Annotated in this window: 18 protein-coding genes; 1 reads left to right on the forward strand and 17 read right to left on the reverse strand. The window is 71.8% G+C overall.

Annotated elements, in window-relative coordinates; translation table 11 throughout:
- Positions 1 to 81: 81 nt before the first annotated feature.
- From pyrF to pyrR, 8 genes are all read right to left on the reverse strand, one after another.
- Complete coding sequence (gene pyrF, locus AC3AGO_RS07060) at positions 82 to 990, reverse strand: orotidine-5'-phosphate decarboxylase (protein ID WP_487819265.1); 909 nt, start codon at positions 988 to 990, stop codon at positions 82 to 84.
- Complete coding sequence (locus AC3AGO_RS07065; protein ID WP_487819266.1) at positions 987 to 2096, reverse strand: quinone-dependent dihydroorotate dehydrogenase; 1110 nt, start codon at positions 2094 to 2096, stop codon at positions 987 to 989. The genes pyrF and AC3AGO_RS07065 overlap by 4 nt, the downstream gene beginning before the upstream one ends.
- Before the next feature lie 159 nt (positions 2097 to 2255).
- Positions 2256 to 5567, reverse strand: a complete 3312-nt coding sequence (carB, locus tag AC3AGO_RS07070; RefSeq protein ID WP_487819267.1) for a carbamoyl-phosphate synthase large subunit — start codon at positions 5565 to 5567, stop codon at positions 2256 to 2258.
- A complete protein-coding gene (gene carA / locus AC3AGO_RS07075) occupies positions 5560 to 6741 on the reverse strand; it encodes a glutamine-hydrolyzing carbamoyl-phosphate synthase small subunit (RefSeq protein ID WP_487819268.1) in 1182 nt (393 codons plus the stop codon). The genes carB and carA overlap by 8 nt, the downstream gene beginning before the upstream one ends.
- Complete coding sequence (locus AC3AGO_RS07080) at positions 6738 to 7370, reverse strand: PH-like domain-containing protein (RefSeq protein WP_487824564.1); 633 nt, start codon at positions 7368 to 7370, stop codon at positions 6738 to 6740. Before AC3AGO_RS07080 ends, carA begins: the two co-directional genes overlap by 4 nt.
- A gap of 32 nt (positions 7371 to 7402) precedes the next feature.
- Positions 7403 to 8698: a dihydroorotase gene (locus AC3AGO_RS07085; protein ID WP_487819269.1), complete on the reverse strand. Its 1296-nt coding sequence runs from the start codon at positions 8696 to 8698 to the stop codon at positions 7403 to 7405.
- Between the two features lie 2 nt (positions 8699 to 8700).
- Positions 8701 to 9681, reverse strand: coding sequence for an aspartate carbamoyltransferase catalytic subunit (locus AC3AGO_RS07090; RefSeq protein ID WP_487819270.1), 981 nt, complete (start codon positions 9679 to 9681; stop codon positions 8701 to 8703).
- 115 nt (positions 9682 to 9796) lie between these two features.
- Positions 9797 to 10381, reverse strand: a complete 585-nt coding sequence (gene pyrR / locus AC3AGO_RS07095) for a bifunctional pyr operon transcriptional regulator/uracil phosphoribosyltransferase PyrR (protein ID WP_487819271.1) — start codon at positions 10379 to 10381, stop codon at positions 9797 to 9799.
- Between the two features lie 230 nt (positions 10382 to 10611).
- On the opposite strand from pyrR, the gene bldD reads away from it, so the two are divergent.
- The gene (bldD, locus tag AC3AGO_RS07100; RefSeq protein ID WP_070197848.1) at positions 10612 to 11112 is read left to right on the forward strand and encodes a transcriptional regulator BldD; all 501 of its coding nucleotides are present in this window, start codon (positions 10612 to 10614) and stop codon (positions 11110 to 11112) included.
- Positions 11113 to 11350: 238 nt separating this feature from the next.
- On the opposite strand, the gene nusB is transcribed toward bldD, so the two are convergent.
- The 9 genes from nusB to mltG all read right to left on the reverse strand — a co-directional run bounded on the left by nusB (position 11351) and on the right by mltG (position 20714).
- Entirely contained in the window at positions 11351 to 11776 is a 426-nt protein-coding gene (gene nusB / locus AC3AGO_RS07105) for a transcription antitermination factor NusB (protein WP_487819272.1), read from the reverse strand.
- A 2-nt stretch (positions 11777 to 11778) separates the two neighbouring features.
- Positions 11779 to 12345 (reverse strand): elongation factor P, encoded by a 567-nt coding sequence (efp, locus tag AC3AGO_RS07110; RefSeq protein WP_487819273.1) that lies wholly within the window; start codon positions 12343 to 12345, stop codon positions 11779 to 11781.
- A 67-nt stretch (positions 12346 to 12412) separates the two neighbouring features.
- A complete protein-coding gene (locus AC3AGO_RS07115) occupies positions 12413 to 13540 on the reverse strand; it encodes an aminopeptidase P family protein (RefSeq protein WP_487819274.1) in 1128 nt (375 codons plus the stop codon).
- Positions 13541 to 13631: 91 nt separating this feature from the next.
- Positions 13632 to 14696, reverse strand: coding sequence for an AAA family ATPase (locus AC3AGO_RS07120; protein ID WP_487819275.1), 1065 nt, complete (start codon positions 14694 to 14696; stop codon positions 13632 to 13634).
- Positions 14697 to 15027: 331 nt separating this feature from the next.
- On the reverse strand, positions 15028 to 16128 hold the full coding sequence (gene aroB / locus AC3AGO_RS07125; protein ID WP_487819276.1) for a 3-dehydroquinate synthase: 1101 nt from the start codon (positions 16126 to 16128) through the stop codon (positions 15028 to 15030).
- The gene (locus tag AC3AGO_RS07130) at positions 16125 to 16637 is read right to left on the reverse strand and encodes a shikimate kinase (RefSeq protein ID WP_487819277.1); all 513 of its coding nucleotides are present in this window, start codon (positions 16635 to 16637) and stop codon (positions 16125 to 16127) included. The genes aroB and AC3AGO_RS07130 overlap by 4 nt, the downstream gene beginning before the upstream one ends.
- The gene (aroC, locus tag AC3AGO_RS07135; protein ID WP_487819278.1) at positions 16637 to 17821 is read right to left on the reverse strand and encodes a chorismate synthase; all 1185 of its coding nucleotides are present in this window, start codon (positions 17819 to 17821) and stop codon (positions 16637 to 16639) included. Before aroC ends, AC3AGO_RS07130 begins: the two co-directional genes overlap by 1 nt.
- A 274-nt stretch (positions 17822 to 18095) precedes the next feature.
- A complete protein-coding gene (locus AC3AGO_RS07140; RefSeq protein WP_487819279.1) occupies positions 18096 to 18977 on the reverse strand; it encodes a shikimate dehydrogenase in 882 nt (293 codons plus the stop codon).
- A gap of 36 nt (positions 18978 to 19013) precedes the next feature.
- Positions 19014 to 20714 (reverse strand): endolytic transglycosylase MltG, encoded by a 1701-nt coding sequence (gene mltG, locus AC3AGO_RS07145; RefSeq protein WP_487819280.1) that lies wholly within the window; start codon positions 20712 to 20714, stop codon positions 19014 to 19016.
- Positions 20715 to 20784: the final 70 nt, after the last annotated feature.

Raw genomic sequence — 20784 nt, forward strand, 5'->3', positions numbered from 1 at the left:
ACTCCGCCGACAGCGACATTTCCGGACAAACAACTGCGGTTTTTCTCGTACGGACTCCGCCGCGGGGCACATCCGGACCCCTCAGCCGTCCACCGCCGTCCGTACCTCGTCCGCGAACCGGGCCGCGGAATCCCGCATTCCGCCAAGGTCCGGGCCGTACCGGAGAATTCCGCGGCTGACGCTCGGCACCACCTGACGCACCGCGGCGCCGAACACCCCCGGAAGATCCGCGGGGGTGGCACCCTGCGCGCCGATGCCGGGGGCCAGCAGCGGGCCGTTGATGTCCAGCCGCGCGTCGAGCCGGGAGAGGGTGTCCCCCAGCGTCGCGCCGACGACGGCGCCGAACGAACCCATCGGCACAGCGCCCTCGTTGGCCTCCGCGAGATGCTCCAGCACGGTCGCGGCGACGCTGCGTCCGCCCCTCGCGCCGTTCCCCGCACGGGAGTTGCCGCTCTCGCCGCCGTCATCGGTACGTACGGCGTGCTGCACCTCGGCGCCCTCCGGGTTGGAGGTGAGGGCGAGGACGAACAGTCCGCTGCCGCTGCGCCGGGCCAGCTCGACGGCCGGGGCCAGCGAGCCGAAGCCGAGGTACGGGCTGACGGTGAGGGCGTCGGAGAACAGCGGGGAGGAGGGGTCGAGGAAGGCCTCCGCGTACGCGGCCATGGTGGAGCCGATGTCGCCGCGCTTGGCGTCCATCACGACCAGCGCACCGGCGTCCCGCGCCTCCGCGACGCAGTCCTCCAGCACCGCGACACCGCGGGAGCCGAACCGTTCGAAGAACGCGGACTGCGGCTTGAGCACGGCGACCTGCCCGGCCAGCGCCTCGACCGTCGTCCGCGCGAACCGCTCCAGGCCCCGTACGTCGTCGGACAGGCCCCAGTCGGCGAGCAGCGAGGCGTGCGGGTCGATGCCGACGCACAGCGGCCCGCGCTCGTCCATGGCGCGGCGCAGCCGGGCGCCGAAGGGCTCCGGGGTATCCGGGGCTGTCATGTGGTCACCTTCCGGTGCTCTGCGCCGACGGCCTCGGCGAGGGTGGCGTACGGGCTGGAGTTCAGCCGGGCGGCGAGGCCCTTGTGCACGGAGCGCGCCCAGAACGGGCCCTCGTAGATGAAGGCGCTGTAGCCCTGGACGAGGGTGGCGCCGGCGAGGATGCGCTGCCAGGCGTCCTCGGCGGTCTCCACGCCGCCGACGCCGACCAGCGTGAGCCGGTCGCCGACCCGCGCGTACAGCCGGCGCAGCACCTCCAGCGAGCGCTCCTTGAGGGGCGCGCCGGAGAGTCCGCCGGTCTCCGCGACGGTGTCCGGGTCGCCGGTGAGGCCCAGCCCGTCGCGGGCGATGGTGGTGTTGGTGGCGATGATGCCGTCCAGGCCGAGCTCGACGGCCAGGTCGGCGACGGCGTCGATGTCCTCGTCGGCGAGGTCCGGCGCGATCTTCACCAGCAGCGGTACGCGGCGTCCCGCCACGGTGCGGTCGGCGGCCTCGCGCACGCCGGTGAGCAGCGGCCGCAGCGAGTCGGCGGCCTGCAGGTTGCGCAGGCCCGGGGTGTTGGGCGAGGAGACGTTGACGACGAGGTAGTCGGCGTACGCGGCGAGGCGCTCGGCGGAGGTGACGTAGTCGCCCACGGCCTCGTCCTCCGGGACCACCTTGGTCTTGCCGATGTTGACGCCGACGGTGGTACGGAAGACCGGCCGGCGGCCCGCGAGCCGTACGGCGACGGCGGCGGAGCCCTCGTTGTTGAAGCCCATCCGGTTGATCAGCGCGCGGTCCGGCACGAGGCGGAAGAGCCGCTGTTTTGGGTTGCCCGGCTGGGCGTGCGCGGTGACGGTGCCGATCTCGACGTGGTCGAAGCCGAGCATCGCCATCCCGTCGATACCGGTGGCGTTCTTGTCGAACCCGGCGGCGAGGCCGAAGGGCCCGTGCATACGGCGCCCCAGCGCCTCGACCCTCAACTCCTTGTGACGGGGCGCGAGTACGGCGGCGAGGAACGTGCGCAGCACGGGGATCCGGGCGGCACGCCGGATCCAGGAGAAGGCGAGGTGATGCGCCTGCTCGGGGTCGAGCCGCCGGAAAACGGTACGGAAGAAGAGGGAGTACATGTCTGTGCCTTCAGCTGGGCGGAACGCTGGCACGCCCTTCGGGCGTGTCCTCAATCGCCGGACGGGCTGAATTTTCAGCCCGTCCGGCGATTGAGGACCGGGGTCCGGGGCGGAGCCCCCGGTTTCGGGAAGGGGCGGGGCCGGGGAAAGGCCGCCGCGTTACGCGTTACGGGCCGCCGTCAGGTGCTCCGCGTGCGCCTGCAGCGACCGCACGCCCACCTCGCCGCGGGTGAGGGCCTCAATACCCTGCACCGCAGCGGCCAGCGCCTGAACGGTCGTCAGGCACGGCACCGCACGGGACACCGCGGCCGTACGGATGTCGTAGCCGTCGAGGCGCCCGCCCGTGCCGAAGGGCGTGTTGACGATCAGGTCGATCTGGCCGTCGTGGATGAGCTGGACGACGGTGGGCTCGCCGTTCGGCCCCTCGCCCTGGCTCTGCTTCCGCACCACGGTCGCGTTGATCCCGTTGCGCTTGAGAACTTCCGCGGTGCCGGAGGTCGCCATCAGCTCGAAGCCCATGGAGAGCAGCTCGCGGGCCGGGAAGATCAGCGCGCGCTTGTCCCGGTTGGCGACCGAGACGAAGGCCCGGCCCTTGGTGGGCAGCGCGCCGTACGCGGCGGCCTGGGACTTGGCGTACGAGGTGCCGAACACCGAGTCGATGCCCATGACTTCGCCCGTGGAGCGCATCTCCGGGCCGAGCACGGTGTCCACGCCACGGCCCTGCACGTCACGGAAGCGGGTCCACGGCAGGACGGCTTCCTTGACCGAGATCGGGGCGTCCATCGGCAGGTCGCCGCCGTCGCCGCTCGCAGGGAGCATGCCCTCGGCGCGCAGCTCGGAGACGGTCGCACCGAGCGAGATGCGGGCCGCCGCCTTTGCGAGCGGAACGGCCGTGGCCTTGGAGGTGAAGGGCACCGTACGGGAGGCGCGGGGGTTGGCCTCCAGCACGTAGAGGATGTCCCCGGCCATGGCGAACTGGATGTTGATCAGTCCGCGTACGCCCACCCCGCGGGCGATGCCCTCGGTGGAGGCACGCAGCCGCTTGATGTCGTGGCCGCCGAGGGTGATCGGGGGCAGCGCGCAGGCGGAGTCGCCGGAGTGGATGCCGGCCTCCTCGATGTGCTCCATGACGCCGCCGAGGTAGAGCTCCTCGCCGTCGAAGAGCGCGTCGACATCGATCTCGATGGCGTCGTCGAGGAAGCGGTCGATCAGCACCGGGTGCTTGTCGATCAGCCCGGCGTTCTGCACCAGGTAGGACTCCAGCGACTGCTCGTCGTAGACGATCTCCATGCCGCGGCCGCCGAGGACGTACGAAGGACGCACCATCACCGGGTAGTTGATCTCCGCGGCGATGCCCTTGGCCTGCTCGAAGGAGTAGGCGGTGCCGTACTTCGGCGCGGGCAGCCCGGCCTCCTCCAGGACGCGGCCGAAGGCGCCGCGCTCCTCGGCGAGGTTGATCGCCTCGGGCGAGGTGCCCACGATCGGCACGCCGTTGTCCTTGAGGTCCTGCGCCAGGCCCAGCGGGGTCTGGCCGCCGAGCTGCACGATGACGCCGGCGACGGGGCCCGCCGCCATCTCGGCGTGCACGATCTCCAGGACGTCCTCCAGGGTGAGCGGCTCGAAATAGAGCCGGTCGGAGGTGTCGTAGTCGGTGGAGACCGTCTCCGGGTTGCAGTTGACCATGACGGTCTCGTAGCCCGCGTCGCTGAGCGCGAAGGAGGCGTGCACGCAGGAGTAGTCGAACTCGATGCCCTGGCCGATCCGGTTGGGGCCCGAGCCGAGGATGATCACCGCGGGCTTCTCGCGGGGCGCGACCTCGGTCTCCTCGTCGTAGGACGAGTAGAAGTACGGGGTCTTCGCGGCGAATTCGGCGGCGCAGGTGTCGACCGTCTTGTAGACCGGGCGGACACCGAGGGCGTGCCGGACCTCGCGTACGACGTCCTCGCGCAGCGAGCGCAGCGCGCCGATCTGGGCGTCGGAGAAGCCGTACCGCTTGGCCTCGGCCAGCAGGTCCGGGCTGAGCTCGGCGGCGGCCGCGATCTCGTCGGCGGTCTCCTTGATGAGGAACAGCTGGTCGGTGAACCAGGGGTCGATCTTCGTCGCGTCGAAGATCTCCTCGGGGGTGGCGCCGGCCCGGATGGCCGCCATCACGGAGTTGATCCGGCCGTCGGTGGGCCGCTCGATCTCCTCCAGCAGCGCCTGCTTCTCGCCCACTTCACCGGTGAAGTCGAAGGAGCTGCCCTTCTTCTCCAGCGAGCGCAGCGCCTTGTTGAGCGCCTCGGGGAAGTTCCGGCCGATCGCCATGGCCTCGCCGACCGACTTCATGGTCGTGGTCAGCCGGCTGTCGGCTGCCGGGAACTTCTCGAAGGCGAAGCGCGGGGCCTTGACCACGACGTAGTCGAGCGTGGGCTCGAAGGACGCCGGGGTCTGCTCGGTGATGTCGTTGGGGATCTCGTCCAGCGTGTAGCCGACAGCGAGCTTCGCCGCGATCTTCGCGATGGGGAAGCCGGTGGCCTTGGAGGCGAGTGCCGAGGACCGCGAGACGCGCGGGTTCATCTCGATGACGACGACCCGGCCGTCCTCGGGATTGACCGCGAACTGGATGTTGCAGCCGCCGGTGTCGACGCCGACCTCGCGGATCACGGCGATGCCGACGTCGCGGAGCACCTGGTACTCGCGGTCGGTCAGCGTCATCGCGGGCGCGACGGTGATCGAGTCGCCGGTGTGCACGCCCATCGGGTCGAAGTTCTCGATGGAGCAGACGACCACGACGTTGTCGTTCTTGTCGCGCATCAGCTCCAGCTCGTACTCCTTCCAGCCGAGGATGGACTCCTCCAGGAGCACCTCGGTGGTCGGCGAGAGGGTGAGGCCGGTGCTGGCCATGCGGCGCAGCTCCTCCTCGTCGTGCGCGAAGCCGGAGCCGGCGCCGCCCATGGTGAAGGACGGGCGGACGACGACCGGGTAGCCGCCGAGCTCCTCGACGCCCTGCATGACGTCGTCCATGGAGTGGCAGATGTACGAGCGCGCGGACTCGCCGTGCCCGATCTTCTTCCGGACCTCCTCGACGACGTCCTTGAACTGGTCGCGGTCCTCGCCCTTGTTGATCGCCTCGACATTGGCGCCGATCAGTTCGACGCCGTACTCGGCGAGCGTCCCAGCGTCGTGCAGCGAGATCGCGGTGTTCAGCGCGGTCTGGCCGCCGAGGGTGGGGAGCAGCGCGTCGGGGCGCTCCTTCGCGATGATCTTCTCGACGAACTCCGGCGTGATCGGCTCGACGTACGTGGCGTCGGCGATCTCCGGGTCGGTCATGATCGTCGCCGGGTTGGAGTTCACCAGGATCACGCGCAGGCCCTCGGACTTGAGGACCCGGCAGGCCTGGGTACCGGAGTAGTCGAACTCGGCTGCCTGGCCGATGACGATCGGCCCGGACCCGATGACCAGGACGGACTGGATATCGGTGCGCTTAGGCACGCTGGGCCTCCATCTGGGCTGTGCTCATCAGAGAAACGAAGCGGTCGAACAGGTACGCGGCGTCGTGCGGGCCGGCGGCCGCTTCGGGGTGGTACTGGACGCTGAACGCGGGCTGGTCGAGCAGGCGCAGGCCCTCGACCACGTTGTCGTTGAGGCAGACGTGGGAGACCTCGGCCCGGCCGTACGGGGTCTCGCTCGCGCCGTCGAGGGGCGCGTCCACGGCGAAGCCGTGGTTGTGCGCGGTGACCTCGACCTTGCCCGTCGTACGGTCCTGCACGGGCTGGTTGATGCCGCGATGGCCGTACTTGAGCTTGAACGTGCCGAAGCCCAGGGCGCGTCCGAGGATCTGGTTGCCGAAGCAGATGCCGAACAGCGGCGTCTTCCGCTCCAGCACGCCCTTCATGAGCGCGACCGGGTGCTCGGCGGTGGCGGGGTCGCCGGGGCCGTTGGAGAAGAACACCCCGTCCGGGTTGACGGCGTAGATGTCCTCCAGCGAGGAGTTGGCGGGCAGCACGTGCACCTCGATGCCGCGCTCGGCCATCCGGTGCGGGGTCATGCCCTTGATGCCGAGGTCCACGGCCGCGACGGTGAACTTCTTCTCGCCGACGGCGGGGACCACGTACGCCTCGTCGGTCGCCACCTCGCCGCACAGGTCGGCGCCCTTCATCTCGGGCGCGGCCCGCACCTTGGCGAGCAGCGCGGCGTCATCCGCCACGCCCGCGCCGGAGGCGTTGTCCAGCGCGGGGCCGGAGAAGATGCCGACCCGCATGGCGCCGCGCTCACGCAGGTGCCGGGTCAGGGCGCGGGTGTCGACACCGCTGATGCCGACGACGCCCTGGTTGCTCAGCTCCTCGTCGAGGGTGCGCACGGAGCGCCAGTTGGAGGGGATGCGTGCGGGGTCGCGGACGACGTAGCCGGACACCCAGATCTGCTGCGACTCGGGGTCCTCGTCGTTCACGCCGGTGTTGCCGATGTGCGGGGCGGTCATCACGACCACCTGCCGGTGGTACGAGGGGTCGGTCAGCGTCTCCTGGTATCCGGTCATGCCGGTGGAGAACACGGCCTCGCCGAAGGTCTCCCCCACCGCGCCGTAGGCACGGCCGCGGAAGATGCGGCCGTCCTCCAGGACGAGAACTGCTGGAGCCTTCGCGGCTCCCCTGGCGGAGGTCGTCATCGTGCGCCTTCCTGATCGTGCGTGAGGTGGTGCGAGGGGTCGTGCCCGGACTCCTGCGCGGAGCCGGCTGCGGTATCGGCGGGGGCATCCGAACGGGCGTCGGGCGTCAGGGAGTTGACGCGCTCGACCCAGGCCGCGTGTTCGGCCGCACTGTGCGAGCGGAAGCCGGAGTCCAGCGTGCGGTCACCGTGCTGCCAGGTGATCACCAGCAGGCCGCCCTCGGTGAGGACCTTGCCGGCGATCCCGGTGTCCAGCCGGGCGCCGCGCAGCTGCCCGGCCGGTACGAAGAAGTCCGGCGCGCCGGTACGGACGACGTGCACGCCCTCCTCGGTGAGGGTGAGCTCCGCGCCGCTGCGGACGCCGAGGCCGTGCGCGACGATCCGGTCGAGCCACTGCCCCGCGCTGGTGGAGCCGTGGTAGCGGCCCGTCATGGTGAGCAGGGGCTCCCCCGGAGCGTCCGGCGCGGCGGGCAGCTCGGGCAGATCGCCCTGGAGGGTGCCGCGCCATTTCCAGCCCTGCCGCATCAGCCAGTACAGCAGCGCGATGAAGAGCACCAGACCGACGACCCAGCCCAGGCGCGCGGCCCAGTCGGTGACGTCCTGGGACTTCTGCTCCGCGGCCAGCGGCAGCAGATGCGGGAGGTCTTCAGGTTTCAGAGGGTTCACGCCAGTTGTCCGTTCACGACCGTCGCCCGGCCCCGCAGGAACGTGTGGGTGACGCGTCCCGGCAGCTCACGCCCCTGGTACGGGGTGTTGCCGCTGCGGGAGGCGAAGCCCGCGGGGTTCACCTGACCACGGTAAGCCGGATCGGCGAGCACCAGGTTGGCGGGCTCGCCCGGGGCGACGGGGCGGCCCTGTCCCTCCAGCCGGCCGATGACGGCGGGGCGGTGCGACATCCGGTCGGCGACCTGCGACCAGTCGAGCAGGCCGGTGTCGACCATGGTGTGCTGCACGACGGACAGCGCGGTCTCCAGGCCGACCATGCCCATGGCCGCGGCGCCCCACTCGCAGTCCTTGTCCTCGTGCGGGTGCGGGGCGTGGTCGGTGGCGACGCAGTCGATGGTGCCGTCGGCCAGCGCCTCGCGGAGCGCCATCACGTCGGCCTCCGTACGCAGCGGCGGGTTGACCTTGTAGACCGGGTCGTAGGAGCGGACGAGCTCGTCGGTCAGCAGCAGGTGGTGCGGGGTGACCTCGGCGGTGACGTTCCAGCCCTTGGACTTGGCCCAGCGGACGATCTCGACGGACCCGGCCGTGGACAGGTGGCAGATGTGCACCCGCGAGTCGACGTGGGCGGCGAGCAGCACGTCCCGCGCGATGATCGACTCCTCGGCGACGGCGGGCCAGCCGCCGAGGCCGAGTTCGGCGGAGACGATGCCCTCGTTCATCTGGGCGCCCTCGGTCAGCCGGGGCTCCTGGGCGTGCTGCGCGACGACGCCGTCGAAGGCCTTCACGTACTCCAGCGCGCGCCGCATGATCACGGCGTCGTCGACGCACTTGCCGTCGTCGGAGAAGACCCGGACGTTCGCGGCCGAGTCGTGCATGGCGCCGAGTTCGGCGAGCTTCTTGCCCTCCAGGCCGACGGTCACGGCGCCGATCGGCTGGACGTCGCAGTAGCCGCTCTCCCTGCCCAGCCGCCACACCTGCTCGACGACGCCGGCGGTGTCGGCGACGGGGAAGGTGTTGGCCATGGCGTGTACGGAGGTGTAGCCGCCCTTCGCCGCGGCGCGGGTACCGGTGAGGACGGTCTCGGAGTCCTCACGGCCCGGCTCGCGCAGATGGGTGTGCAGGTCGACCAGACCGGGCAGCAGGATCTGCCCCTCGCCGTCGACGACTTCGGCGCCCTCGGCGCTCAGGTCCGTGCCCACCTCGGCGATGCGCTCGCCGTCGATCAGTACGTCAAGCACCTCGCCGCCGAGGAGTTTCGCTCCGCGAATCAGTTTCTTCGGGGTCTCGCTCATCGTTACTTGCTCTCCTCGGTGCGGGCTGCGGGGGCGGTAAGGGCGGGTTCGTTGCCGCCGAGCAGCAGATACATGACGGCCATCCGGATGCTGACGCCGTTGGTGACCTGCTCGACCGCGGTGCAGCGCGGCGAGTCGGCGACCGGCGCGGTGATCTCCATGCCGCGGTTCATCGGGCCGGGGTGCATCACGATGGCGTGCTCGGGCATCCGCGCCATCCGCTCGCCGTCCAGGCCGTAGCGGCGCGCGTACTCGCGCTCGGTGGGGAAGAAGGCGGCGTTCATCCGCTCGCGCTGGACGCGCAGCATCATCACGGCGTCGGACTTGCCGAGCACCGCGTCCAGGTCGTAGCTGACCTCGCACGGCCAGGTCTCGACGCCGATGGGCACCAGGGTGGGCGGCGCGACGAGGGTGACCTCGGCGCCGAGGGTGCTCAGCAGGTGCACGTTGGAGCGGGCGACGCGGCTGTGCAGGATGTCGCCGACGACGGTGACATGACGGCCCGACAGATCCTGTCCCTCGCCGCCCGTCACGAGCCTCCGGCGCATGGTGAACGCGTCCAGCAGCGCCTGGGTGGGGTGTTCGTGGGTGCCGTCGCCGGCGTTGATGACCGAGCCGCCGATCCAGCCGGAGGTGGCGAGACGGTGCGGGGCTCCGGAGTCGCCGTGCCGGATGACGACGGCGTCCGCGCCCATCGCCTCCAGCGTCAGCGCGGTGTCCTTGAGCGATTCGCCCTTGGACACCGAGGAGCCCTTGGCGGAGAAGTTGATGACGTCGGCGGACAGCCGCTTGGCCGCCGCCTCGAAGGAGATCCGGGTGCGCGTGGAGTCCTCGAAGAAGAGGTTGACGACGGTGCGTCCGCGCAGCGTGGGCAGTTTCTTGATCGGCCGGTCGGCGATACGGGCCATTTCCTCGGCGGTGTCGAGGATCAGGACGGCGTCGTCGCGGGTGAGGTCGGCGGCCGAGATGAGATGACGCTTCATCTGCTGTTGCCTGTGCCTTCCGTGCTTCCGTGGCGTGCTGGAGGTGTCCCGCCGGAGGCGGGCATGCGTGGGCAGGGCCGGGCGCCGCGGAGGCGCCGCCGTACCCGTGCGTCGGCTATCGGCCGGGCTCGTCGCGCTCGCCGAGGAGTACGCCGTCGTGGCCGTCCTCCTCCGTGAGCTGCACCTTGACCGTCTCGCGCAGCGACGTGGGGAGGTTCTTGCCGACGTAGTCGGCGCGGATGGGGAGCTCACGGTGACCGCGGTCAACGAGCACCGCGAGCTGCACGGCACGCGGTCTGCCGATGTCGCCGAGGGCGTCGAGGGCCGCACGGATGGTGCGGCCGGAGAAGAGCACGTCGTCCACGAGGACGACCAGCCGCCCGTCGACGCCGTCGCCGGGGATCTCGGTACGCGCGAGCGTGCGGGCCGGACCGAGCCGCAGGTCGTCGCGGTACATGGTGATGTCGAGGGAACCGACCGGGACCTGGTGCCCGGTGATCTCCTGGAGCTTGTCCGCCAGCCGCCGGGCGAGGAAGACGCCGCGGGTGGGGATGCCGAGAAGCACCACGTCGTCGGCGCCCTTGGCGCGTTCGACGATTTCGTGGGCGATGCGGGTGAGCACGCGCGCGATGTCCGGCGCCTCCAGAACGGGGCGTGCCTCCGGATGCGAGCGGCCGACACCGCTGCCTGTTCGGGCCATGGAAAAGGGACCCCCTTCCCCGCCTCACCGGACGGGCCTTAAAGGACGTCTGAGCTGTCAGCCGACAACAGTACCAGGACGGTCACCGGGGGTTTCCCGGGGGCATACGCGTGGGACGGATGAGGCCGGACCACGTTCGGCTTGACGCGGCACATTACGCTGCGTAACATCACAGTGAGTTACCAAGCACGCGGCGCAGCCGCACAGCGATACAGCGTCCGGGGAGCCACATGTCCAGCGAATACGCAAAACAGCTCGGGGCCAAGCTCCGCGCCATCCGCACCCAGCAGGGCCTCTCTCTCCACGGTGTCGAGGAGAAGTCGCAGGGCCGCTGGAAGGCGGTCGTGGTCGGATCGTACGAGCGCGGCGACCGCGCGGTGACCGTGCAGCGCCTCGCCGAGCTGGCGGATTTCTACGGCGTGCCGGTGCAGGAGCTGCTGCCGGGCACCACTCCCGGCGGGGCCGCCGAGCCGCCGCCGAAGCTGGTGCTCGACCTTGAGCGGCTGGCCCACGTGCCGCCGGAGAAGGCGGGCCCGCTGCAGCGGTACGCCGCGACGATCCAGTCCCAGCGCGGCGACTACAACGGCAAGGTGCTGTCGATCCGTCAGGACGACCTGCGCACCCTCGCGGTCATCTACGACCAGTCCCCCTCGGTCCTCACCGAGCAGCTCATCAGCTGGGGCGTGCTGGACGCGGACGCCCGCCGCGCCGTCGCCCACGAGGACGCCTGACCGGCTGACCTGCCGGTCCGCTCCGAAGAAACGTCCCGCCGCCCGCTGCCGCCCCACCCGGGGCCGCAGCGGGCGGCGTTTCTGCGTCCGGAACCGCCGCCGTGCCCGAGGCCGTACGCGCCGCCGGCCCGGCCGTACGAAGTGGCGGTACGACGCAGGCCCCCGCCGTGGCGGGGGCCTGAGCGAGGTCCGGCGGGACCCGGCGCGGGGCTCTCCTCGGAGTGCGCCCCGCGCGGGGTCAGTCGCGGAGGGACGGCTTGAGCTGCTTGAGCTTGGCCAGCAGTCCGTTGATGAACGGCGGGGACTCGTCCGTGGAGAACTCCCGTGCCAGCTGGACCGCCTCGTCGATCACCACCGCCTCGGGGGTGTCGTCCGACCAGATCAGCTCGTAGGCGCCCAGCCGCAGGATGCAGCGGTCCACGACCGGCATCCGGTCGATGGTCCAGCCCACCGAGTACGTCGAGATCAGCTCGTCGATGCGACGGGCGTTCTCCGAATACCCCTCGAGGAGCTGTACCGCGTACTCGTTGACCGGCGGCTGGCGCGGGTCGTTCCGTGCGTGCCTGAGCCAGTCGTCGAGGACGCTCATGACCGGGGCGTCGCGCTGGTCCGCCTCGAAGATGATCTGGAAGGCACGCTTCCGTGCCTTGCTGCGGGCTGACACGGTTAGTTGTTCACCCGGCCGAGGTACTCACCGGAACGGGTGTCGACCTTGATCTTCTCGCCCGTGCTGATGAACAGCGGGACGTTGATCGTGTAACCGGTCTCCAGCTCGGCCGGCTTGGTGCCGCCGGTGGAACGGTCGCCCTGGACGCCCGGGTCGGTGTGCGCGATGACCAGCTCGACGGCGGCGGGCAGCTCCACGGAGAGCGGGTTGCCCTGGTACATCGCGACGGTCGCCTCGAAGCCCTCCATGAGGTAGTTCGCGGCCTCGGCGGCCACCTCGGGGGTGACGTGGATCTGGTCGAAGGTCTCCATGTCCATGAAGACGAAGAGCTCGCCCTCCTTGTAGGAGAACTGCATGCTGCGTCGGTCCACGGTGGCCGTCTCGACCTTGGTACCCGCGTTGAACGTCTTGTCGACGATCTTGCCGGAGAGGACGTTCTTCAGCTTCGTACGGACGAACGCGGGGCCCTTGCCGGGCTTGACGTGCTGGAACTCGATGACGGACCACAGCTGGTCGCCGTCGAGCTTGAGCACCATGCCGTTCTTGAGGTCGTTCGTGGATGCCACGGTCGCGGAATCTCCTGAGACTGCTGCGGAACCAAGGGCGTACCGCGCTTCCGGGCCCGCACAGGGCTCAGAGAGCGAGCAGCTCCTTGGTCGTGATGGTGAGTAGCTCGGGCCCGCCGTCCGCCGGGGGGCGGACGACGAGTGTGTCGTCGATCCGGACGCCGCCCCGTCCCGGGAGGTGGACCCCCGGTTCGACGGTGACCGGCACACAAGCGTCCAGTTTACCCATGGCCGCAGGTGACAGCCGAGGGTCCTCACCGATTTCGAGTCCCACGCCGTGTCCCGTCGCCGTACCCAGGGATTCCGCGTGTCCCGCGGCGTCGAGGACCTGGCGCGCGGCGTGGTCCACGTCGCGGCAGGCGGTGCCCGGCGTGAGCGCCTCACGGGCCGCGCGCTGAGCGGCGAACACGAGATCGTACAGCTCGATCTGCCAGTCGTCGGGAGCGGTGCCGATGACGAACGTACGGCCGATCTGGCAGCGGTATCCACGGTAATTGGCGCCCAGGCGCACGGAGAGGAAGTCGCCCTCCTCCACGCGTCGGTCCGTGGGTTGGTGGGCCGGCAGTCCCGAATTGCCGCCCGTGGCGACCGAGGTGGGGAAGGACGGGCCCTCCGCGCCGTGGTCGATGAGCCGGCGCTCCAGTTCGAGGGCCAGATGCCGTTCGGTGCGGCCGACGAGGATCGACTCCAGCAGCTCGCCCAGCGCCTGGTCGGTGATCTCCGCGGCGATGCGCAGCGCGGAGATCTCCTCCTCGTCCTTGACGACGCGCTGCTGTTCGACGCCGGACCCGAGGTCGGTGAGCCGCAGCCGCGGGGCCACGGAGGTGAGGGCGCGGTGCCGGACCACGGTGAGGTGGTGCTCCTCCACGGCGAGGGTGTGCGCGCCGCCGCGCGCCGCGAGGTCCGCGGCGGCCACCGCGGTGTCCCCGCCCTGCGTGGTCAGCTGTGTGACGCGGAGTTCGTCCGCCGGGTGCGCGGGGGTTCCTGACGGGTCGTCGGCCGGGGCCGGGGCGACGAGGATGTCCTGGCCGCCGGGGCCGAGCAGGAGCGCGCCGTACCGGGGCGTACGGCCGGTCAGATAGTGGATGTTGGCGGGGCGGGTGACCAGGACGGCGTCGGCCGGTCCACCGTGCGCTGTGCCGGCAGCACAGCGGTCGCGCAGCAGGGACCGGCGGACCACATGCACCTCTGACATAGGGCCGAGGGTACGGAGCGGAGGGTTCCGCAGCCGGGTGGGAGGGCCGAGCGGGCGAAGGGGTGTGTCGCGCGGATTCCGGAACCGGAGGTCACCAGCGGGGCGGGCTGGCGAGGCTGCGCGCCACCACGTCGTCGAGCATCCGGGCCGTGGTGGCCACGTCCTGGCGGGAGTTGTCGATGATCGGGAGGCCCGAGCCGTACCAGCCGGCCATCCGGCCGTGGATGCCGGCGACCTCCTCGTCGGTCAGCCGGCGGTTGCCGCTGCGGGCGGCGTTCCGCTCCAGCACGACGTCCAGTCCGGGCAGCAGCACGACGGGGATCATGCCCGGGCCCACGTGCCGCTTCCAGCCGCCGAGGCCGACGACGGGGCGGTCGGGGAAGACGGCGTCGTCGAGCACGCAGGAGATGCCGTTGGCGAGGAAGTTCCGCGCGGCGAAGCCGCAGGTGCGGCGGGCGAGCCGGTACTGCGCCTCGGAGTGGTCGTTCCACCCGGCCTGCGGGTCGGCGAAGCCGGAACGGACCCATTCGCGTACGTCGTCGAGGCTGATGTGCGCGGTGGGCACCGCACGGTGCGCCGCCCAGTGCCGGGCCACCGTCGTCTTGCCCGCACCGGCCGGGCCGATCAGCAGCACGGCCACCGCGGCGCGGGTGGCGTCGAGCTGGTCCGGGTCCTCGGCGGGCACGGGTATCTCGACCGGCGTGCCGCTGGGCAGCCGGATGTGGCCCGAGGTCTCCACCGGCGCGTGGCCCGGCGGGGGCGGAGGCCCTGTGGGCGGGCCGGAGTCGCCCTCGGGCGACGGGGCCGGCGGCTGCGCGGGCGGCCCGGGCGAGGCGGGAGGCGGCGGGGGCGGCCCTCCGGGCGCCGCGGGCAGCGGCGGCGCGGTGGGCGGCGGGCCCGCGGGCGGGTAGGGCGGCGGGTGCGGCGCCGGGCCGGCGGAGGGGCCCGACTGCGGCCCGGGCTGCGGGTGTTGGCCGGCAGGGGGCTGGTGGCCCGCGGGAGGCTGGTGGCCCGGAGGCGGCTGGTGCGCGGGCCGGGGGTGCGGCGCGGGGCCGCTCCACGCGGACGGCTGCGGCGGGACCGGAAGCGAGGGGGCCGGCCGCCCGTGCGGCTCGTGCCCCGGAGGGACGGGCTGCTGCGCCCCGAACTGCTGCATCCGGCTCCCAACTCCGTCCCGCCGTACGGGCGCTGGCCCGCCGTGCTCCGCCGCTCTCCCGACGGGGAGAGCTCCGCTGATGGTCCGAGAGTAACGGACAGTACCGTTCCCCGGCTCCTGTCGCGGCAACGCACGGCACTTCCGCGAAGTGCCCGACTGCCCGGCGGGGAACGCCCGTTGGCTGGTCATAGCCCCTTACGGCTACCCATTACGGGCGTCTCCCCCAGCGTACGGCGGCCGAGGGCGGGCACGCGTGCGAAACACAGCGTGGCGGGTCGCGCTGTGCGACCCGCCACGCTGTATGCGGATTCCGTCCCGTACCGCTCCGGGCTCAGGCGGCGATCTCGGCGTGCGCCGCGAGCAGCATGGCCGGGTCCGGGCCCTCCAGGACGGAGGGCTTGGCCAGACCGTCCAGGACGATGAAACGCAGCAGGTCGCCCCGTGTCTTCTTGTCGACCTTCATGGTCTCCAGCAGCTTGGGCCACTGGTCGCCGCGGTAGGTCACGGGCAGCCCGACGGACTCCAGGACGGCGCGGTGCCGGTCGGCGGTGGCGTCGTCCAACCGGCCCGCGATACGGCCGAGTTCGGCGGCGAAGACCATGCCGACGGAGACGGCTGCGCCGTGCCGCCAGTTGTAGCGCTCGTTCTTCTCGATGGCGTGCGCCAGCGTGTGCCCGTAGTTGAGGATCTCGCGGCGGCCGGCCTCCTTGAGGTCGCCGGAGACGACCTCGGCCTTCACGCGGATGGCGCGCTCCAGCAGCTCGGCGGTGTGCGGGCCGCCGGGGCTGCGGGCCGCCTCCGGGTCGGACTCGATCAGGTCCAGGATGCCCGGGTCGGCGATGAAGCCCGCCTTGATGACCTCGGCGAGGCCGCCCACGTAGTCGTGGACGCCGAGCGACTCCAGCGCCGCCAGGTCGCACAGCACCCCGGCGGGCGGGTGGAAGGCGCCCACCAGGTTCTTGCCCTCGGCGGTGTTGATGCCGGTCTTGCCGCCGACCGCGGCGTCCACCATGCCGAGCACGGTGGTCGGGACGGCGATCCAGCGCACCCCGCGCAGCCAGGTGGCGGCGACGAAGCCCGCCACGTCGGTGGTGGCCCCTCCCCCGACGCCGACGATGACGTCGGTGCGGGTGAAGCCGGTCTGGCCGAGCGCCTTCCAGCAGTACTGGGCGACCTCGGCGGTCTTGGACTCCTCGGCGTTGGGCAGCTGGACCGCGATGGCCTCGTACCCCTGCGCGGCGAGGTCGTCGCGCAGGACCTCGCCAGTGGAGGCCAGCGCCTCGGGGTGCAGCACCGCGACGCGCTTGGCCTGCGAGCCGATCAACGTCGCGAGGTCGCCCAGGAGTTGATGCCCCACCAGCACGTCGTACGGTTCGGTGCCGTCCGTACCGCCGACGGTGATCCGGGTGGGAGCGGCGGGCTCGGTGGTCATGACTGCTTCAGCTCCAGGACTTCGAGGATCTCGTCGACGACCTCGTCGGGCGTGCGGTGTTCGGTGGTGACGACGGCGCGGGCGACCCCCGCGTACAGCGGGCGGCGCTCCTCCATCAGCTTCCGCCACTGCTGCCGCGGGTTGACCGCGAGCAGCGGGCGCGGCGCGTCCAGACCGACCCGCTTCACGGCCTCGGCGACCCCCATCTCCAGGAAGATGACGGGGTGTCCGGAAAGCATCTCGCGGGTGCCGGCGTCGAGGATCGCGCCGCCGCCGAGCGCCAGGACGCCGTCGTGCTCGGCGAGCGCCGCCCCTACGGCCTGCTGTTCCAGCGCGCGGAAGTGCGGCTCGCCCTCGTCGATGAAGATCTCCGAGATGGGCTTGCCCGCCGAGGCGACGATGTCCTGGTCGGTGTCCCGGCAGGACAGGCCGAGGCGCGCCGCGAGACGCTCGCCGACGGTGGTCTTGCCGACCCCCATCGGGCCGATCAGTACGGCGGCCGGGCCCATCAGCGGATCTCCAGGTTGTCCAGGAAGCCGCGCACGTTGCGCCGGGTCTCGGGCACGCTGTCGCCGCCGAACTTCTCCGCCACCGCGTCCGCGAGGACCAGCGCGACCATCGCCTCGGCGACGATGCCGGCCGCGGGCACGGCGCACACGTCCGAGCGCTGGTGGTGCGCCTTGGTGGCCTCACCGGTGGCGACGTCGACGGTGGCCAGCGCGCGCGGCACGGTCGCGATGGGCTTCATCGCGGCCCGTACGCGCAGGAGTTCACCGGTGGTCAGCCCGCCCTCGGTGCCGCCGGAACGGCCCGAAGCGCGCCGGATGCCGTCCTCGGTGGTGTGGATCTCGTCGTGGGCCTGCGAGCCGGGCACCCGCGCCAGATCGAAGCCGTCGCCGAGCTCGACGCCCTTGATGGCCTGGATGCCCATCAGCGCGCCGGCCAGCCGGGCGTCCAGCTTGCGGTCCCAGTGCACGTGCGAGCCGAGGCCGACGGGCACGCCGTGCGCCACGACCTCGACGACGCCCCCGAGGGTGTCGCCGTCCTTGTGGGCCTGGTCGATCTCGGCGACCATCGCCTCGCTCGCGTCGGCGTCCAGGCAGCGCACCGGGTCGCCGTCCAGCCGCTCCACGTCGCCGGGCACGGGCACGCTGCCGTACGGCGCCTTGGCCGCGCCCAGCTCCACGACGTGCGAGACCAGCTCGATGCCGGCGGTCTCCTTCAGGTACGAGCGGGCCACCGTGCCCAGCGCCACGCGGGCCGCGGTCTCCCGGGCCGAGGCGCGCTCCAGGATCGGGCGGGCCTCGTCGAAGCCGTACTTCTGCATGCCCGCCAGGTCGGCGTGGCCGGGGCGCGGGCGGGTCAGCGGCGCGTTGCGGGCGAGGCCGTCCAGCTCCTCCTGCGGCACCGGGTCGGCGGACATCACCGTCTCCCACTTGGGCCACTCGGTGTTCCCCACCATGATCGCCACTGGGGAGCCCATGGTGCGGCCGTGCCGTACACCGCCGAGGAAGGTGACCTCGTCGCGCTCGAACTTCATCCGGGCACCGCGCCCATAACCCAGCCGCCGCCGCGCCAGCTCGTCCGCCACCATCTCCGTGGTGACCGGCACACCGGAGGGCAGCCCCTCCAGCGTCGCCACGAGTGCGGGGCCGTGCGACTCCCCCGCCGTCAGCCAGCGCAACCTGCTCAACGGTGCTCCTAGATTCCGCGCGTCAGCGCCAATGTGCGTGTGCCGGGCCCGGCATCCGAGCCCGGGACCCGGCCACCGATCCTCCCACGTCCGGCCCGGAGACCGGTCGGCGGTCCACCTGACGGACGCGCCACCGGCGCACGTACGGTCCCGCTGATGACCGCCGGCCTGCGCCCGCTGTGGTCGCCCGCCACTGCGGCGGGAAAGGGGTCGAGCGGCCCGCCCCGCTGGGCGCGCTCGGTTCCGTCACCCCGCTGGGTCGCCCGGCCGCGGGTCAGTGGCTGCGGGCGCGGAGGGCGGATTCGCCTGCCTCGCGCATCGCGGCGAGGGGCGCGGGGGCCAGCCCCGTCATCTGCTCGACCTGGAGCACCGCCTGATGCACCAGCAGATCGAGACCGTTCACGACCGTGCCCTGCCGCCGCTGCCAGGCCGCGGCGAGCTCGGTCGGCCACGGCTCGTAGAGCACGTCGAACAGGAGGCCGGGCCGCTCGGGCACCGAGGCCGCCAGGGCGTCCGTGGTGCCCGCGGGGGTGGTGGCGATCACCAGCGGCGCGTTCAGCGCCTCGGCGGCGTCGTCCCAGTGCGCGGTGCGCAGCCGTACGCCGAGCCGGTCGGCCCAGCCGCGCATCTCCTCGGCCCGCGCCTCGCTCCGTACGTACGCGGTGACCTCGCCCTCGCAGACACGCGCGAGGGCGGCCAGCGCGGAGGAGGCGGTGGCGCCCGCGCCGAGGACCGCGGCGCGCTCGACCTGGCCGACGCCGCGTTCCTCCAACGCGGCGACCATGCCCGGGATATCGGTGTTGTCGCCCACGCGCCGGCCGTCGTCGGTGAAGACCACGGTGTTGACGGCCTCCACGGAGGCGGCGGTCGGGGTGATCTCGTCCAGCAGCGGGATGACGGCCCGCTTCAGCGGCATCGTCAGCGACAGCCCGGCCCAGCCCTCGTCCGCGCCGAGCCCGTCGAAGAAGGCGGCGATGCCCGCCTCGTCCACCTCGTGACGGCCGTACGTCCACTCGCCCAGGCCCAGCTTCGCGTACGCCGCCAGGTGCAGCTCCGGCGAGAGCGAGTGGGCGATGGGCGAGCCGAGGACCGCGGCGCGCCCGCGCGCGCCCGGGGCCTTGGACTGCTGGACCGGGTCGGTGGGCTGATGGGGCATCGGCCGCCGTTCTCCTTCTTCTCTACTGCCGCGCCGCTACTGCTGTTTGCGCTGCTCTTCGTTGAATTCCTGGACGTTCTTGTCGTGCTGGCTCTGGCTCGCGGTGAAGCGGGTGTCGCCCGGCTTGACCGTCACGAAGTAGAGCCAGTTGCCCGGGGTGGGGTTGAGCGCCGCCTCGATCGCCTGGTGGCCGGGGTTGTCGATCGGCCCGGGCGGCAGGCCCTTGTGGAGATACGTGTTGTACGGCGACTGGTGCTGAGTGTCCCCGACGCTGGTGTTGAGCGTCGAGCGGCCCAGCGCGTAGTTGATGGTCGAGTCGAAGCCGAGCGCCATGTCGTCGTCGAGCCGGTTGTAGATGACCCGGGAGACCTTGCCGAACTCGTGGTCCTGCTGCGCCTCCGCCTGGATCAGCGAGGCGACCGTGATCACCTGACGGGGCGACTTGCCGGTCTTCTCCGCCGCCGAGGCGAGCCCGACCCTGGTGTACTCGGCGTTCGCACGTTTCACCATCTGCCGCAGCACGTCCGCCGGTTTGGCGTTCTTGCCCGCGCTGTACTTGGACGGGAAGAGGAAGCCCTCCGGGTTCCCCTTCGCCCACTTGGGCAGCCCCAGGTCGGCGGTCTTGGCCGCCTTCTCCGTCGTGCCGTCGGACACTTCGAGCTTCTTGTCGACGAGCGAGTAGACCGCCTTGGCGCGCAGCCCCTCTGCGACGATCAGCCCGTTCTGGCTCGCCGGGTCGAGCATCCGGTCGACGGCGCTGGAGCCGGACATCTCCTTGCGCATCGTGTACGTGCCCGGATTGATGCTCGGCGCCTTCTTGTTGGCGTTCGCCGCCTCGACGAACGCGCCGGCGCTCTTCACCACGCCCTTCTGCTCCAGCACCGTTCCCATGTCGGCCAGCGCCGCGCCGTCCGGGATGTCGATCTGGATCTCGCCGCTGCCGGAGCCCTCGAAGTCGGGGGCCGGCGCGAAGTGCGCGCTGTAGTAGTCGTATCCGAAGTATCCGACCACGCCGACGCCGCCCAGCAGCACGAGCGAGACGAACAGGCAGGCACAGCCGTTCTTCTTCCGCTTCGTGCTGCCGCGCCGGGTACGGCCGTCCTTGCGGCCCTCGCGTCCGGGCCGGTCCCGGTCGTCGCGTCCGTCGTCGTCCCCGTGGACGCCGAAGAAGGCCTCTTCGCCCTGGTCCGGGCCCGGGTCCCAGCCGGTGTCCGGGTCGGGCCCGGGCGGACCGCCCGGCCCCGGCTGCTCCGGATTGCCGTACTGCGCCTGGCTGTGCTGTCCCTGATCGGCTCTCAGATGCGGGGGCTGCGGCGGCGGATAGGCGTGCTCGGTCGCGTACGCGTCGGGGTAACCGAGGCCGGGCGGGCCCTGGTAGACCGGCTGTTCACCGGTGCCGTAGGGGTCGACGGGCGGCATGCCGTACGGGTCCGTGGCGCCGGGCCCCGAGCCGTAACCCTGGTCGTACGACGGGTCGTAGCCCGCGGCCGCCTGCTGCGGGCCGCCGTCCCAGCCGCCCCCGTAAGGGGCCTGGCCCGGACCGTACTGCTCGCCGTACTGCTGCTGTCCGTACTGCTGCGCCTGGTGGGCCTGGTGGGGGTACGCCTGCTGAGGGTCGTAGCCGTCCCAGCCGCCGTGCTGCGGGGCGGCCTGGCCGCCCTGCCACCCCTGGTCCCCGTACAAGGGGTCCTCGGGGTACCACGGTTGGGAGCCGGGTCCCCGGCCGTACTCAGTCATCGATCCCCTTGCGCCGCGAGGCGGCAGCCGCTGGTATGCGCGTGGTGCGGCGTCCTCCGCACCCTCGGTG

The organism is Streptomyces sp. BL1, assembly GCF_057628045.1.

Coding starts and splice junctions, on each gene's coding strand:
- pyrF (WP_487819265.1), bottom strand. CDS start 990: ATGACAGCCCCGGATACCCCGGAGCCCTTCGGCGCCCGGCTGCGCCGC.
- AC3AGO_RS07065 (WP_487819266.1), bottom strand. CDS start 2,096: ATGTACTCCCTCTTCTTCCGTACCGTTTTCCGGCGGCTCGACCCCGAG.
- carA (WP_487819268.1), bottom strand. CDS start 6,741: ATGACGACCTCCGCCAGGGGAGCCGCGAAGGCTCCAGCAGTTCTCGTC.
- AC3AGO_RS07085 (WP_487819269.1), bottom strand. CDS start 8,698: ATGAGCGAGACCCCGAAGAAACTGATTCGCGGAGCGAAACTCCTCGGC.
- AC3AGO_RS07090 (WP_487819270.1), bottom strand. CDS start 9,681: ATGAAGCGTCATCTCATCTCGGCCGCCGACCTCACCCGCGACGACGCC.
- pyrR (WP_487819271.1), bottom strand. CDS start 10,381: ATGGCCCGAACAGGCAGCGGTGTCGGCCGCTCGCATCCGGAGGCACGC.
- bldD (WP_070197848.1), top strand. CDS start 10,612: ATGTCCAGCGAATACGCAAAACAGCTCGGGGCCAAGCTCCGCGCCATC.
- AC3AGO_RS07115 (WP_487819274.1), bottom strand. CDS start 13,540: ATGTCAGAGGTGCATGTGGTCCGCCGGTCCCTGCTGCGCGACCGCTGT.
- AC3AGO_RS07120 (WP_487819275.1), bottom strand. CDS start 14,696: ATGCAGCAGTTCGGGGCGCAGCAGCCCGTCCCTCCGGGGCACGAGCCG.
- aroB (WP_487819276.1), bottom strand. CDS start 16,128: ATGACCACCGAGCCCGCCGCTCCCACCCGGATCACCGTCGGCGGTACG.
- AC3AGO_RS07130 (WP_487819277.1), bottom strand. CDS start 16,637: ATGGGCCCGGCCGCCGTACTGATCGGCCCGATGGGGGTCGGCAAGACC.
- AC3AGO_RS07140 (WP_487819279.1), bottom strand. CDS start 18,977: ATGCCCCATCAGCCCACCGACCCGGTCCAGCAGTCCAAGGCCCCGGGC.
- mltG (WP_487819280.1), bottom strand. CDS start 20,714: ATGACTGAGTACGGCCGGGGACCCGGCTCCCAACCGTGGTACCCCGAG.